The sequence below is a fragment of the Streptomyces sp. NPDC127068 genome (genome assembly GCF_042724695.1).
GTDB lineage: Bacteria > Actinomycetota > Actinomycetes > Streptomycetales > Streptomycetaceae > Streptomyces.
On the sequence record NZ_JBHXEN010000018.1, the window covers coordinates 96,010 to 110,954 of the forward strand.

Sequence of the window (14,945 nt, forward strand, 5' to 3'; positions counted from 1 at the left end):
GAGGACTAGCGCGCAGCCCGCGCCCGGTCCCGTTTGCGGGAGACGTCCGCCCACACGCCCAACGCCAGCCCGCCGACCAGCAGTACGGCGTACACGGCGGCGGGCAGGTCGAACCAGAGGTGGAGCAGTCCCATGGGCTGGTCCCCGAAGACCGGCCCGAACAGTCCGAGCCCGCCCTGGATTCCGACGACCCATCCGACGATGGCGAGGATTTCCTTCATGCCTCCACCCTCCTCCCGGCGGTGACCCGTTTCGTCCTGCGCGGGGCGGAACCGGCACTACACCCAAAGATGCAGCGAAGACGCAGGGAGCCCCCGGCAGGTGCCGGGGGCTCCCTGGTCGTCCCGGGCGTCAGCCGCCGAGCAGCTTGCGCACCCGGTCGGCACCCACCGCGAGCAGCAGGGTGGGCAGCCGCGGACCGGTGTCCCGGCCGACGAGCAGCCGGTAGAGCAGCACGAAGAACTCGCGCTGGGCGACCTTCAGCTCGGCCGTCGGCTTGGCGTCCGGCTCCAGTCCGGCGAGGACCTTCGGCACCCCGTAGACCAGGGTGGTCAGCCCGTCGAGCGACCAGTGTGCGTCCAGTCCGTCGAGCAGCAGCCGCAGCGAGTCGCGGCCCCGGTCGTCGAGCGAGGACAGCAGTTCGGCGTCGGCGTCGGCCCTGACCACGGTCCGGGCGTCGGCGGGCACGTACCGCAGGATCCACGCCTCGGCCCGGTCGAGCCGCGGCCGGACCGCGTCCAGCGAGGTCAGCGGGTGCTCCGGGTCCAGTTCGCCGAGGATGCGCAGCGCCTGGTCCGCGTGGCCGCCGGTGATGTCGGCGACGGACGCGAGGGTGCGGTAGGGCAGCGGGTGCGGGGTCGTCGGCAGCGGCCCCGCCGCGGTGCCCACGGCGCGGGCGTGCGCGGCGGCGTCGGCGGGCAGCACCGACCCGTCGGCGACCTTCGCGCCGAGCTTGTCCCACTCGTCGTAGAGCCGCTGGATCTCCTGGTCGAACGCGATCTTGAACGACTGGTTGGGCCGCCGCCGTGCGTAGAGCCAGCGCAGCAGCTGGGGCTCCATGATCTCCAGCGCGTCGGCCGGGGTGGGCACCCCGCCCTTGCTGGAGGACATCTTCGCCATGCCGGAGATCCCGACGAACGCGTACATGGGTCCGATCGGCTGCTTCCCGCCGAAGATGGGCCCGACGATCTGCCCGCCGACCTGGAACGACGAGCCGGGCGACGAGTGGTCCACGCCGGAGGGCTCGAAGATCACGCCCTCGTAGGCCCAGCGCATCGGCCAGTCGACCTTCCACACCAGCTTGCCGCGGTTGAACTCGCTCAGCCGCACGGTCTCCGCGAAGCCGCAGCCCGCGCAGGTGTAGGAGAGCTCGGTGGTGTCGTCGTCGTACGCGGTGATGGTGGTGAGGTCCTTCTCGCAGCCGCCGCAGTACGGCTTGTACGGGAAGTACCCGGTGGCGCCGGAGGACCCGTCGTCCTCCGCGGCGGCACCGGAGCCCTCGGCCGCCTCGATCTCGGCCTCGTCCAGCGGCTTCTGCTGCTTCTTGGGCGCGGCCTTCTTGGTGCGGTACTGGGCGAGGATGGCGTCGATGTCGCCGCGGTGCCGCACGGCGTGCAGCACCTGCTCGCGGTAGGTGCCCGCGGTGTACTGCTCGGTCTGGCTGATGCCGTCGTACGCGACGCCGAGGTCGGCGAGCGCCCCGGTCATGGCGGCCTTGAAGTGCTCGGCCCAGTTCGGGTGCGCGGAGCCCGCCGGGGCGGGCACCGAGGTCAGCGGCTTGCCGATGTGCTCGGCCCAGGACCCGTCCACGCCGTCGATGCCCGCGGGCACCTTGCGGTAACGGTCGTAGTCGTCCCACGACAGCACGTGGCGGACCTCGCGGCCCCGGCGGCGGATCTCGTCCGCGACCAGGTGCGGGGTCATGACCTCGCGCAGGTTGCCGAGGTGGATCGGGCCGGACGGGGACAGGCCGGACGCGACGACGACGGGTTTCCCGGGGGCGCGGCGCTCCGACTCCTCGATGACCTCGTCCGCGAAACGGGAGACCCAGTCGGTGGTCTCGTTGCTCTGAGCCACGATCGGCACGTCCTTCTTTCCCAGTGTTCCCAGTGGTTCCCTGTGGCGGCGCCCGGGAGCGCTCCGTCCTCAGCCGACCGCCCCGCACGGGCGTGCGCGGGCCGTCCGTGCCATTCTCCCAGTTCCCCCCGCATGGGCGAAAACGCCTTATCAGTGGGCGCGGGGCGCGTGGGATACTTCGGTGCGGGCCCTCCGTGCGGTCGCGGTGAGCGCGGGCGGACGGGAGCGGCCCTGCCGGAGGCCGGCGCCGCGGACCCGCTGCTGCGACGGAGCGACCGGGCCGACTTCCAGGCCAACGGCATCCTGGCCCTGGCGAAGAAGGCGAAGGCCAACCCGCGCGAGCTGGCCGGCAAGGTCACGGACGCGCTCCCCGCCGGCGGGGTGATCGGCGAGATCGAGGTGTCGGGCCCCGGCTTCCTCAACATCACGGTCACCGACCGGGCGATCACCGAGAACCTGGCCGCGCGGCTCGCCGACGGGGAGGGCCGCCTCGGCGTGCCGCTCGCCGCGGACCCGGGCACCACGGTCGTCGACTACGCGCAGCCGAACGTGGCCAAGGAGATGCACGTCGGGCACCTGCGGTCGGCGGTGATCGGCGACGCCGTGGTCCGGCTGATGGAGTTCGCGGGCGAGACGGTCGTGCGCCGGCACCACATCGGCGACTGGGGCACCCAGTTCGGGATGCTCATCGAGTACCTGATCGACCACCCGCACGAGCTGGACCGGGAAAAGGACGACGACGGCGCCGACGCCGAGGGCACCACCGCCATGTCGAACCTGAACCGCCTCTACAAGGCGGCGCGGACGCTGTTCGACGCGGACGAGGACTTCAAGGCGCGGGCCCGCCGCCGGGTGGTCGCGCTCCAGTCCGGCGATCCGCTCACCCGTGAGCTGTGGCAGCGGTTCGTCGACGAGTCGAAGGTCTACTTCCACTCGGTCTTCGACAAGCTGGACATGGAGGTCCGCGACCCGGACGTGGTCGGCGAGTCCGGCTACAACGACATGCTGGAGGAGACCTGCCGGCTGTTGGAGGAGTCGGGCGTGGCGGTCCGCTCGGAGGGCGCGCTGTGCGTGTTCTTCGACGACGTCTTGGGCGCGGACGGCAATCCGACGCCGCTGATCGTCCGCAAGTCCGACGGCGGCTACGGCTACGCGGCCACCGACCTGTCGGCGATCCGTGACCGGGTCTTCCACCTGAAGGCGTCCACCCTGCTGTACGTGGTGGACGCACGGCAGGCACTGCACTTCCGGATGGTCTTCGAGACGGCCCGTCGCGCGGGCTGGCTGAACGACGAGGTGCGGGCCGTGCAGCTGGCGTTCGGCACGGTGCTCGGCGCCGACGGCAAGCCGTTCAAGACCCGTGAGGGCGAGACGGTGCGGCTGGAGGGCCTGCTGGACGAGGCGGTGCAGCGGGCCACGGCGGTCGTCCGGGAGAAGGACCACCTGGGGCAGCTGACCGAGGAGGAGATCGTCCAGCGGGGCACCCAGGTCGGCATCGGCGCGGTGAAGTACGCGGACCTGTCGACGTCCGCGAACCGTGACTACAAGTTCGACCTGGACCAGATGGTGTCGCTGCACGGCGACACCAGCGTGTACCTCCAGTACGCGTACGCCCGCATCCGTTCGATCCTGCGCAAGGCGGGCGAGGCGCGGGCGGCGGCCCACCCGGAGCTGGCCCTCGAAGACGCCGAGCGGGCGCTCGGCCTGCACCTGGACCAGTTCGGCGACACGGTGGCGGAGGCGGCGGCCGAGTACGCCCCGCACAAGGTCACCGCGTACCTGTACCAGGTGGCCTCGCTGTTCACCACGTTCTACGACAAGTGCTCGGTGCTCAAGGCGGACACGGACGAGCAGCGCGAGAACCGGCTGTTCCTGTGCGAGGTCACTGCGACGACCCTGCACCGGGGCATGGACCTGTTGGGCATCCGGACGCCTGAGCGCCTCTGAGTTCGGGCGTCCGCCCGTCGGGGTGTACGGGGGCGTGGCCGTGTGCGGCTGCGCCCCCGTTCCCCGTCTCGGTGGGGTACCCGTGCGGGTGCGTGGTCGCGTGCGGGTGCGTTGGGGCTGGGCGCGCAGTTCCTCGCGCCCCTGTCGGGGCACCCCCGGGCGACGTGCGCTGTGCTGTGCTGTGGGTGTTTCTGGGGCGTTGCTTTCTTGTTTCTCTGTTGACGGGATTCCCGGGGCGTGTGCAATTCGCCGCTACTGTTTCCCCGCCATAGCGGTACGGCGTCCGACCGTACGGGCACGGGCACCGATCTTCATAGGAATGCGAGGTCCTGAACATGTCAGTGACCGATGAGTTCCTGGAGAACAACGCGACGTTCGCGACGACGTTCTCCGGGCCCCTCTCCCTCCCCCCGAAAAGGCGGCTCGCCGTCGTCGCGTGCATGGACGCGCGCATGGACATCTTCTCGATCCTGGGCCTGCGCCCGGGAGACGCGCACGTCATCCGCAATGCGGGCGGGGTCATCACCGAGGACGTGATCCGTTCCCTGGTGATCAGTCAGCGCCTGCTCGGCACCCGCACCGTCATGCTCATCCACCACACGGATTGCGGAATGCTCACTTTCACCGACGATGAATTCAAACACGAGATCGAAGAGGAAACGCTGATTCGTCCGGCCTGGTCGCCGGAATCCTTCAAGAGCCTGGACGACGACGTCCGGCAATCGATCCGGCGCATCGAGACGAGCCCCTTCGTCCCGTACACGCGCATTCGCGGATTCGTGTTCGACGTGGCGACGGGGAACCTCAACGAGGTGAAGTGACCGCCGGATTCCGCAGCACCCGGGCGAGGCGTTCCAGGCCGAGCCGGATCTCGTCCGGGGTGTGGGTGACGAAGCACAGGCGCAGGGTCGCCGGGTCCGGGGTGTCGCAGTGGAAGGGCGCCCCGGGCACGTAGGCCACGCCCTCCGCGACCGTCGCCCGCAGCAGCGCCCCGGTGTCGTGGCCGTCGGGCAGCCGGGCCCACACGAACATGCCGCCCTCCGGACGGGTCCACGTCGACCCCGGGGGCAGGGCCTCGGCGAGCCCCGCGAGCAGCGCGTCCCGCCGCTCCCCGTACGCGGCGGCCACGGTCCGCACATGGGCGTCGAGGTCCCGGTCGGCGAGGTAACGGGCGGCGGCGAGCTGGTTGACGGTCGGCGTGTGCAGGTCCGCGGCCTGCTTGGCGACCGCGCAGGCGCGCAGCAGCGCGGCGGGCGCCCGCAGCCAACCGAGCCGGAGACCCGGCGCCATCACCTTGGAGAAGCTGCCGAGCAGTGCGGTGCGGTCACGGGCGCCGTCGAGCGAGGCGATCCAGGGCACCCGCCGGCCCTCGAACCGCAGCTCCCCGTACGGGTCGTCCTCCACCAGCCACAGTCCGCGGCGCGCGGCCACCTCCGCGACGGCGATCCGCCGCTCCAGCGGAACGGTCCGTCCGGTGGGGTTCTGGAAGGTCGGCACCGAGTAGAACAGTTTGGGCCGCAGCCGGACGGTGAGCCGGTCCAGCTCCTCGGGGTCCACCCCGTCGGCGTCCCCCGGCACGGCGACGACCCGGGCGCCGGCGAAGGAGAACGCCTGTATCGCCGCGAGGTAGCAGGGCCGCTCCACCAAGACGGTGTCACCGGGGTCCACGAGCGCCTGCGCCAGCAGGGACAGCGCCTGCTGCGATCCGGTGGTGACGAGGACGTCGTCCGCGTCGGTGGGCAGCCCCCGGTCGGCGGTCCGCCGGGCGAGCGCCTCGCGCAGCACGGGCTCGCCCTCGGTGGTGGCGTACTGGAGCGCCCGCGCGGCGGCGCCCTCCAGCACCTCCCGGAAGGCGGCGGCGACCCCCGCGGCGTCGAACAGCTCGGGCGCGGGCAGCCCGCCCGCGAAGTTGATCATCCCGGGGCGGCCCACGACGGACAGGATGTCCCGGACCGGCGACCCGCCCACGGCAGAGGCGCGGGCGGCGAACGGAGGGGGTGCCACGACAGTGCTCACGGGGACTCCTGGAGGACGGGGCCCGACCGGGCCCGGCGGCTGTGGCGGCACCCTAGCGAGACGCATGCCGTGTACACCCACCGTTCCGCGATCCGGACAGCGGGCCCGGCCGCACGGTGCACCGCGGTGCCGGCGCGGTCTCACCCCACCGCGCCGGTCCGGGCCGTCGACCAGCGCATGCCCTCCGTGAGGTGCTCCAGGTACCCGGCGTCGGTGACCTTGACGACGACCTCCGCGTACGGCTGCTCCTCGAAGGGACGGCCGTCCAACAGCCGCCAGGTGCGCCAGTAGTCGAGATCGGCGGACTCCGTCCAGGTCGCCATCTCCTCCAGGCCCGGCTCCCACTCGTCGGGCTCGACGGCGGCCACCTCGCTCCACAACGGCACGTTGCGCAGCGGCCCGATCTCGTACCCGGTGACGATGGCGGCGGCCCGACGGGCGAGTTCGTCGGTGTCCCGCAGGGTGCGGACGTACGGGGAGACGTCATCGCGCCCGGAACCCCCCAGGTCGTACACCTCGGTGGCCCGGCGCCGGGGTTCGACGAGGGTGCTGCCGTCCTCGGACAGCAGGAAGCCCTCGTCCGTCACCCGCAGCAACCGCCCGGCGAGACAGGCGTGCAGATCGTGGAACTCCCCGGCGAGCCGCATGCCCGCCGCGATCTGCCGGCCGCGCTCCGCGGAGAACGGGTACCGGTCGACGGGCCGGGTCACCGCCTCCTCCTCGTCGCCCAGCCGACCGCGGTCCAGCCGGGCCCAGGCATCGGCCAACAGCGCGACGGGGAAGGAGTTCTCGCGGGGCACCCGAACGGCGTCGGCACCGAGGAGGTGTATCCGACCGCGGAAGGCCGGCCCCTCGACGCCGTCGACGGACACGGTGAACAGATCGGTCATGGAGAGTCCATTTCGCCCAGGCCACGGGTGATCACCGCCGACCACCACAGCCCAGACATTAACCGGCCCGACGCCCCGTCAAATCCACCGCCTCCCGGCCCTGTTCACGCCGCGTGGCCGACCACGACCCGTCCGTCAACGCCGCGGCGCACCGGGCCCGCGATCCGTACCCGCCCCACAGGTGCGGGAGTTCGCCCCGCGGTACGCCCCACCGCGCGCCGCCGGCCCGGGAGCACGGTCGACGCGCCCCCTGCACACCTCCCGGCGGGCACGGTCCGGACAGCGGAACGGGGCGGGAGGGCCAGCGGTCCGGCATCCCCCGCCGTACCGTCACCCGGGTCGCCCCGGGCGCCCTCCCGCCCCGCTCCGTCGCCGGCCGGCGACCCGTCACCTCAGGTCGCGGCCAGCGCCTCCGTCGGCGCCAGCCGCGAAGCCCGCACCGCCGGGTAGAGGCCCGCGATCCCCCCGATGACCAGGGTCGCCCCCACGCCACCGGCGACCGCCCACAGCGGAACGACCGTCGGCCAACCCTGGTAGACCGCGAACCCGGTGGTCACCCCCGAGCCGAGGACGGCCCCGCCCAGCCCGCCGAGCGCCGACAGCAACAGCGACTCCGCGAGGAACTGCGTACGGATCTGCCCCCGCGTCGCGCCCAGCGAGCGCCGCAGCCCGATCTCGGCCCGCCGCTCCAACACCGAGATCACCATGGTGTTGGCCACGCCGACCCCGCCGACCAGCAGCGCCACCCCGCCGAGCCCGAGCAGCAGCCCGGTGAACGCCTCGCCGGCGGCCTTCTGCGCGGTCAGCGCGTCGGAGGGCCGGGACACGTTGACCTCGTCGGGCTGCTCCGGGTTGGCGGTCGCACCGAGCACCGACTGCACCTGGGGCACCGCCGACTCCTTCGACCGCGTGTAGATGGTGGTCGCATGCCCGTCGAACCCGAGGTACGAGGTCGCCCCCGCCCATCCGACCAGCGCCGCGACGTCCAACTCCGGTGCGAGCGGGGACGCTTCGAGGACCCCGACGACCGTGAACCAGCGCTTGCCGATGAGCACCCGGGTGTCCGGGTCGACCTTCCCGATGCCGAGCCGGTCCGCCGCGTCCGAGCCGAGGACGACCGCCGGATACCGCCCGGTCACCCCGTTCAGCCAGGCCCCGGAGCGCAGCCCCGCACCGACCGCCGTCCGCAGGTCCTCGCGCGCCGCGAAGACCGAGATGCCGTTGGTCTCCGCCTTGGGGATGCGGTCGTTGCGGTACACATTGGCGTCCGCGACCTCCCCGATCGCCGAGACCGACTCCACCGGACCGATCCGCGACACCATGCGCTCCGCCGTCAACGGCAGCGTGGCCTGCTTGCCCATCATCGTGTTGCCCGGGCTGACGGTCAGCAGATTGGTGCCCAACGCGTCGAGGGTGCGGTCGAGTCCGGCGCGCGAGGAGGACGAGATGCCGACCACGCCCACCATCGCGGCGATGCCGATCGCGATGCCGAGCGCGGACAGGAACGCCCGCAGCGGGCGGGTGCGCAGCCCCACCGCGCCGACCTTCAGCACGTCCCCCGCGGACAGCCGCGCGGGCTTCAGCCGCGGCCGGGCCCCCGCGCCGCCGTCCGGACGCCGGGCACGCCGCCCGGTGCCGTTGCCCGCGGCGGCCCTCGTCGCGGAACCCGCGCTCACAGCAGCACCCCGTCCCGGCCCGGCGCGACGGCACGGACCTCGTCCGCGACCATCCGGCCGTCCCGCATCCGCACCTGCCGGGGCAGCGACTCGGCGATCTCCCGCTCGTGCGTGATCACGACGACGGTGGTCCCGGCGGCGTTCAGCTCCCACAACAGGTCCATCACCCCGGCACCTGACTGGGAGTCGAGGGCGCCCGTCGGCTCGTCGGCGAGCAGCAGCGCCGGCTCCCCGGCGACGGCCCGCGCGATGGCGACCCGCTGCCGCTCGCCCCCGGACAGCTCCTGGGGCTCGTGGTCGAGCCGGTGGCCGAGGCCGACCCGCTCCAGCACCTCCGCGGCCCGGCGGCGCCGCTGCCCGGACCGCAGACCGGTGTACAGCAACCCGTCGGCGACGTTGTCCAGTGCGGTGGTCCCGGCCGCCAGGTGGAAGCTCTGGAACACGAACCCGATCCGGGACGCCCGCAGCGCCGACAACTGCGCGTCGTTCAGCTCCCCGACCGCGTAACCGTCGATGTGGACGTGCCCGGAGGTGGGCCGGTCCAGGGTGCCGAGCAGATTCAGCATGGTCGACTTCCCCGAGCCCGACGGGCCGACGATGGCGACGAGTTCCCCCGGGGCGACGTACAGGGACACCCCGTCCAGCGCGCGTACCCCGCCGGGGTAGGTCCGGGTCACCCGATCCAGCTCGATCACTCCGGAATCCCCACCTTCGTGCCCTCGGTGAGGCCCTCGCCGGTGATCTCGACCCGACCGTCGGCGAACAGTCCCGGTTCGACCGCCACGTAGCGGGAAGTACCGCCCTCCACGACCTCGACGCCGAAACCGCCCTCCGAGAGGGCCAGCAGCGCGGCGACCGGGACGGTGAGCACGTCCTTGCGGGTGCCGGAGGAGAACTCCACGTCGACCGCGGCCAGCACGTAGCGGTCGGCGGCCTTGCGGCCCTTGGCCTCGGTCAGACCGATGACGACCTCGACGGTGGTCTTCGCGTCCTCGCCGTCGGTACCGGGAGTGATGACCGTGCTGACCTCGTCCACCACGCCCTTGGCCACGGTGTCGTCCGGCAGCACCACATCGACCTTGGTGCCCTCCTTCGCCAACTCCTGGTCCGACGGGTCGAGTTCGACGGTGACCGCCTTGTCGATGCCGGTGTACGTGAGGACCTTCCCGCCGGGGGTGAGCGCGGCGCCCTCCTCCGCGTCGACGCTGTCCACCCGGACCCGACCGGAGGCGAACACGACCCGCCCCAGGTCCACGGTCCCGGTCTCCTTCACCCCCAGGTCCTCCTGCCACTCCTTGACGGCCGCAGCGGTCTTGTCGCTGAACTCGTCGTCGACGGTGAACCCGCCGCCGTACCCGAGCGCCACGAGGTTGCGCTCCAACTGCCGTACGTCCTCGCCCTCCACGCCCGCACGCAACGCCCGGTAGGCGGGCTTCGACCCGTACAGCAACGTCACCGGCGCGCCGTCCACCTCGTACAGCGCCCCGCCCCGCTTGACGGTCGCACCGGCCTTCGGCACGTCGGTCAACGTGCCGCCGACCCGCGCGGTGGCCGTCCGGGAGGCGCCGAAGCCCAGCGAACCGTCCTCGCTCTGCGCGTCCTTCAGGTCCCTACGGTCCACCTCGGCGGTCTTCGGCGGCAGTGCGGAGTCGTCACGGGTCTCCGCGTCCGCCCCGCCCAGGCCGAGGGTCGCCGCCGCCACGGCCCCGCCCGCGACCAGCACCGCGATCCCGGCGAACAGGCCGCCGCGACGGGCCCGCCGCTTGCGGCGGGCCACCCGGGGGCCGGCCGCCGAGGCGTTCTCGGTCTCCTCGCGCACCTCCTGGACGGCGCCCCCCTCCGCGGCGGCCCCCTCCGCGGCAGCGGTCGGCTCGGTCACGGCGGGTCGATCGGCCACCGGCCGCCCGTCCCCCGCCATCAGCCCTTGCCCTGACGCGTCAGTCCGCCGCCCTTGCCCAGCTTGGACTTGCACTTCTTGTCGGCCGCCTCGAAGTCAGGGTCCTCGGCGATGCTCCGGTCCAACCGCATCGCCCCCTTCTCCGGGTCGGGGAACTCGTCCACCCCGTTCTCGCGCATGCACTTGGCGTACTCGCGCATCCCGTTCATCGCCTTCGGGTCGCCGCCCTTCGTCATGCCCTGCGGAGCCCACTTGCGGCAGGCGGCCATCGCCTTGTCCGCCTTGGCCCGGTCCGTCTTCTTGTTGCTGCCCCCGCCGATCAGCACTCCGCCGCCGGGCTTCGGGTCCTCGACGTCGAGGCCGTTCTTGCGCAGGCACTCGGTCAACTTCAGGGCCCGCTGCTCGGGGCTCAGGCTCTCGACGGCGCCGGGCCCCTTCGACTTCCCGCCGTCCGCCGAAGCAACCTTGTCGCCGCTGCCGCCGCCCCCGCATCCGGTGAGCAGCAGGGCGAGGGCCACGGGCGCCGCAGCCAGCGCGCCCCGCGTCCTGGATCGCATCGTGTCGTCTCCTCTGGTCGTCTGGTCCACGCGGCGGCCCCCCGTCAGCACATCGCCCCGGCGGGCCGCCCCGTGGCACCGAGGGAACGCCATCGACTGTTTCTCCGGTGTTTCCGTCAACCCGCCGCAGATGCAGGCTGGTTGACGGCTAACGGGGAAGAAACACGGCAGCCGGGACGATGTCCTGACGGCGGGCCCGCACCGGCCCGCCCGCACCCCGCCGCGGACGACACCCGGGCGGACCACGGACGGCGAGGAACGGCGGAGGACAACGGCATGCGGGTACTCGTGGTGGAGGACGAACCCCTGCTCGCGGACGCCATCGCGGAATGGCTGCGCGGGGAGACCCACGCGGTCGACATCGCGTACGACGGAGCGGCGGCCCTGGAACGGCTGACGGTCCACGCCTACGACGTGGTCGTCCTCGACCGGGACATCCCGACCGTCCACGGCGACGAGGTGTGCCGCGAACTGGTCGGCTGGGGCGCCGCCGCTCGCGTGCTGATGCTGACGGCGGCGGCCCAGGTCGCCGACCGGGTGGCCGGGCTGTCCCTGGGCGCGGACGACTATCTGACGAAGCCGTTCGCGTTCCCGGAACTAGCCGCCCGCGTCCACTCGCTGGGCCGCCGCTCCCGCCCCGCCGCACCACCCGTACTGCGCCGCTCCGGCATCACCCTGGACCCCGCCCGCCGCGAGGTGTACCGCGACGGACGGTACGTACCGCTGTCCCCCAAGGAATTCGCCGTCCTGGCGGAACTGCTGCGCGCCGACGGGGCACCCGTGTCGGCGGAGACCCTGTTGGAGAAGGCATGGGACGAACACGCCGATCCGTTCTCCGGGGTGGTGCGACTGACCATCCTCAAACTCCGCCGCAAACTCGACGCGCCCCCGGCCGTCGAAACGGTGACCGGCGTCGGGTACCGCATCCCGTGACCACCACCCGCCGCCGTCGCGGCCCCCGCAGCCCCCGCACCGGCCGTGTCCTACGGCTGCTGCCCCGCCGACTGGCCCCGCGCCGCATGACCCTGCGGGCCCGGCTCACCCTCCTGTACGGCGGACTATTCCTGGTCGCCGGACTGGTCCTGCTGACCGTCACCTACGTCCTGTTCGACCAGCGGGCCGAGGAGACCGGGCCCAAGCTGATGCCCGACCCGAGCTCGGTCAGCGTGAGCGGCTCCGTCACCGGTCCGGCCAGCCCGCTGCGGGACCCCGGCGACCGGACCCGGGTCTACCTGATGAAGAACGGTGCGGTCCTCCAGGGCCAGGAGGCCGCCGCGGAGTTCCTCTCCGACGAACGCAAGCGGCTGCGGTCGGCCGCAGGAACGGCCCTGCTCACCCAGAGCAGCATCGCCCTGGTCGTGGTGGGCGGGGCCGCGGCCGGCCTCGGCTGGCTCGTCACGGGCCGGGTACTGACCCCGCTGCGCCGGGTCACCGACACCGCCCGGCGGATCGCCGTGGCGCCCGCCGCCGTCCGGGGCCTGCACGAACGCATCGCGCTGCACGGCCCCGACGACGAGGTGAAGGACCTCGCGGACACCTTCGACACCATGGTGGAACGCCTCGACCGGTCCTTCGACGGACAGCGCCGCTTCGTCGCGAACGCCTCCCACGAGCTGCGCACCCCACTGACCCTGGGCCGGGCCCTGGTCGAGGTGGCGATGCACCGCCGGGACGCCTCCGAGGACGTCCAGCAGCTGGGCGAGAACCTGCTGGCGATCAACGTCCGGCACGAACGGCTCATCAACGGACTGCTGATGCTCGCGTCCTCCGAGAACGCGATCACCGAACGGGCCCCCGTGGACCTCGCGGACGTGGTGGAACACGTCGTCGCCCAGACCGCCGCGGAGGCCGGGGCGGCGGAGGTCACCGTCGACCACACCACCCGGGAAGCCCTCACCACGGGGGACGCCCTGCTCCTGGAACGCCTGGTGCACAACCTGGTGGAGAACGCGGTGCGCCACAACAGCGGTCCCGGCGGTCGGCTGGAGATCAGCACCGGCCCCGACGCCGCCGAACCCGGCAACGTCCAGGTGACCGTCAGCAACACGGGCCCCGTGATCCCCGCGTACGAGGTCCCCACCCTGTTCGAACCGTTCCGCCGCCGGGGCGCCGAACGACTCGTCAGCGCGAAGGGCGCGGGGCTCGGGCTGTCCATCGTCCGGTCGATCGCCCACGCGCACGACGGCGGGGTCACCGCCCGACCCCGCGAGGGCGGCGGCCTGACGATCACGGTGACGCTCCCGGCCGCCGACGAGTCCGACGAGTTCGCGGACCTCGACACTGACCATTCGGTGGGTATCTGACGAAGAAGTCAGTACTTGTGGGCTTCCACCCCCTGGAAGAGAATTTGGCCAACCACAAGTCGACGCACCGTCAGAGGAATTCCACGATGTCCGAGTTCACCGCCACCCCCGCTTCCGCTCCCGCCCGCGTTTCCGTTATCGGACTCGGCTTGATGGGTTCGGCCCTCGCCGCCGCCCTCCTCAATGCGGGCCACCAAGTGACGGTGTGGAACCGAAGTCCGGCGAAGGTCGGAATTCTCGCCGCCCAGGGGGCGGTTCCCGCTGATTCCCCGGCCGCCGCGATAGCCGCCAGCGACCTGACCATCCTGTGCCTCACCACCTACGACAACGTCAGCGAACTGCTGGAGCCGCTCGCCGACTCCCTCGCCGGGCGCGTCCTCGCCAACCTCACCAACGGCACCCCCGACCAGGCCCGCACCCTCGCCGCCTGGGTCGAGGCACAGGGCGCCGCCTACCTCGACGGCGGCATCATGGCCGTCCCCCAGATGATCGCGACGCCCGCCGGGTACGTCCTCTACAGCGGCGACGAGCAGGCCTACGAGACGCACCGCGCGACCCTGGCCGCGCTCGGCGGCACCCGCTGGACCGGCACCGATCCCGGATTCGCGGCCCTGTACGACATGTCCCTGCTCACCGGCATGTACGGCATGATCACGGGCATCAGCCAGGCGTTCGCCGTGATGCGCTCGGCGAACGTCCCCGCGGCCGAGTTCGGCCCCCTGCTGGAGAACTGGGTCATCGCGATGACCCAGGGCCTCACCGCCGACTACGCCCGGGCCCTCGACTCCGGCGACCACCTCACCGACGTCGCCAGCCTCGGCATGCAGGCACCCGCCTTCGACAACCTCCTGGACCTCTACCGCGCCCAGGGCGTCAGCACCGACCTCTTCGAACCCCTGGCCGCACTCTTCAAGCGCTCCGTCGAAGAGGGCCACGCAGCCGACGGACTGTCCCGCCTCGCGGAACTCGTCCGAAAGTAACTCCCCCAACGACAAACGAATTCCGAGGAAGCGGGCGCGAATACGTCAACAACAACACAGCGCATAGCGAATCAGAGCCGTCCGGTGCTCCACTCTCCCTGTTCCAGCAGAGACCTCATTCACCACCCGCTGAAGGACAGGACATGATGCGACGCAAGCTGGGTTCACTTCTCGCGGCCGGCGCCCTGGCACTCACCGCCAACATGACGATCGGTTCGGGAACGGCAAGCGCAGCCACCACGTTCACCTACGGAACCAGCCAGTACGGGCCGACCATCAAGGCGTATGTGAACGGCCAGTACGCCGCGGAGGGGACGTGGACCGTCGACCCGATCGCCGGTAACCCGGGCGACACCATCGTCGTGACGGACCTCAGAACGGACGGCCAGCACATCACCGGCTACCTCGCCCGGACGAACTACACGGTCGTGCGCACCGCCACCACCAAGGGCAAGCCCGCCCCCAGCTATGACTCGGCGAGCGGGGACCTGACCGAGGGCAGCAGGTGGAAGTTCTGGATCTGCTACGGGACCGACGCGTCCGACGTCTGCTCCCAGGCCATCGACGTCCACGCCTGACCCCCCACACGGGTCGGGCCCGGCG

Annotated in this window: 14 protein-coding genes; 6 read left to right on the top strand and 8 right to left on the bottom strand. The window is 72.1% G+C overall.

Annotated elements, in window-relative coordinates; genetic code table 11:
* Positions 1-5: 5 nt before the first annotated feature.
* Both ACFWIA_RS14025 and lysS read right to left on the bottom strand, forming a co-directional pair.
* Complete coding sequence (locus ACFWIA_RS14025; RefSeq protein ID WP_387003779.1) at positions 6-221, bottom strand: hypothetical protein; 216 nt, start codon at positions 219-221, stop codon at positions 6-8.
* A 130-nt stretch (positions 222-351) separates the two neighbouring features.
* Positions 352-2,085: a lysine--tRNA ligase gene (gene lysS, locus ACFWIA_RS14030; protein ID WP_387003782.1), complete on the bottom strand. Its 1,734-nt coding sequence runs from the start codon at positions 2,083-2,085 to the stop codon at positions 352-354.
* 159 nt (positions 2,086-2,244) lie between these two features.
* Between lysS and argS the strand changes: the two genes are divergently transcribed.
* Positions 2,245-4,023, top strand: coding sequence for an arginine--tRNA ligase (gene argS / locus ACFWIA_RS14035; RefSeq protein WP_387003785.1), 1,779 nt, complete (start codon positions 2,245-2,247; stop codon positions 4,021-4,023).
* A 335-nt stretch (positions 4,024-4,358) separates the two neighbouring features.
* A complete protein-coding gene (locus tag ACFWIA_RS14040) occupies positions 4,359-4,844 on the top strand; it encodes a beta-class carbonic anhydrase (protein WP_385494918.1) in 486 nt (161 codons plus the stop codon).
* Here ACFWIA_RS14040 and ACFWIA_RS14045 read toward each other — a convergent pair.
* The 6 genes from ACFWIA_RS14045 to ACFWIA_RS14070 form a co-directional block, all read right to left on the bottom strand.
* A complete protein-coding gene (locus tag ACFWIA_RS14045) occupies positions 4,828-6,039 on the bottom strand; it encodes a PLP-dependent aminotransferase family protein (RefSeq protein WP_387003788.1) in 1,212 nt (403 codons plus the stop codon). The two genes, ACFWIA_RS14040 and ACFWIA_RS14045, sit on opposite strands and share 17 nt — an antisense overlap.
* Positions 6,040-6,179: 140 nt before the next feature.
* On the bottom strand, positions 6,180-6,929 hold the full coding sequence (locus tag ACFWIA_RS14050) for a hypothetical protein (RefSeq protein ID WP_387003791.1): 750 nt from the start codon (positions 6,927-6,929) through the stop codon (positions 6,180-6,182).
* 392 nt (positions 6,930-7,321) lie between these two features.
* Positions 7,322-8,512, bottom strand: coding sequence for an ABC transporter permease (locus ACFWIA_RS14055; RefSeq protein WP_387003864.1), 1,191 nt, complete (start codon positions 8,510-8,512; stop codon positions 7,322-7,324).
* Positions 8,513-8,601: 89 nt separating this feature from the next.
* Positions 8,602-9,300 (bottom strand): ABC transporter ATP-binding protein, encoded by a 699-nt coding sequence (locus ACFWIA_RS14060; protein ID WP_387003794.1) that lies wholly within the window; start codon positions 9,298-9,300, stop codon positions 8,602-8,604.
* On the bottom strand, positions 9,297-10,484 hold the full coding sequence (locus ACFWIA_RS14065; RefSeq protein WP_387003797.1) for an efflux RND transporter periplasmic adaptor subunit: 1,188 nt from the start codon (positions 10,482-10,484) through the stop codon (positions 9,297-9,299). The genes ACFWIA_RS14060 and ACFWIA_RS14065 overlap by 4 nt, the downstream gene beginning before the upstream one ends.
* 38 nt (positions 10,485-10,522) lie before the next feature.
* Positions 10,523-11,059, bottom strand: coding sequence for a hypothetical protein (locus tag ACFWIA_RS14070; protein WP_387003800.1), 537 nt, complete (start codon positions 11,057-11,059; stop codon positions 10,523-10,525).
* Between the two features lie 276 nt (positions 11,060-11,335).
* On the opposite strand from ACFWIA_RS14070, the gene ACFWIA_RS14075 reads away from it, so the two are divergent.
* The 4 genes from ACFWIA_RS14075 (at position 11,336) to ACFWIA_RS14090 (ending at position 14,920) form a co-directional block, all read left to right on the top strand.
* Entirely contained in the window at positions 11,336-11,992 is a 657-nt protein-coding gene (locus ACFWIA_RS14075) for a response regulator transcription factor (protein WP_387003803.1), read from the top strand.
* 86 nt (positions 11,993-12,078) lie between these two features.
* Positions 12,079-13,362, top strand: a complete 1,284-nt coding sequence (locus ACFWIA_RS14080) for a sensor histidine kinase (protein ID WP_387003867.1) — start codon at positions 12,079-12,081, stop codon at positions 13,360-13,362.
* A gap of 86 nt (positions 13,363-13,448) precedes the next feature.
* Positions 13,449-14,342: an NAD(P)-dependent oxidoreductase gene (locus ACFWIA_RS14085; RefSeq protein WP_387003805.1), complete on the top strand. Its 894-nt coding sequence runs from the start codon at positions 13,449-13,451 to the stop codon at positions 14,340-14,342.
* 143 nt (positions 14,343-14,485) lie between these two features.
* Positions 14,486-14,920 (top strand): hypothetical protein, encoded by a 435-nt coding sequence (locus ACFWIA_RS14090; protein ID WP_387003808.1) that lies wholly within the window; start codon positions 14,486-14,488, stop codon positions 14,918-14,920.
* Positions 14,921-14,945 lie beyond the last annotated feature (25 nt).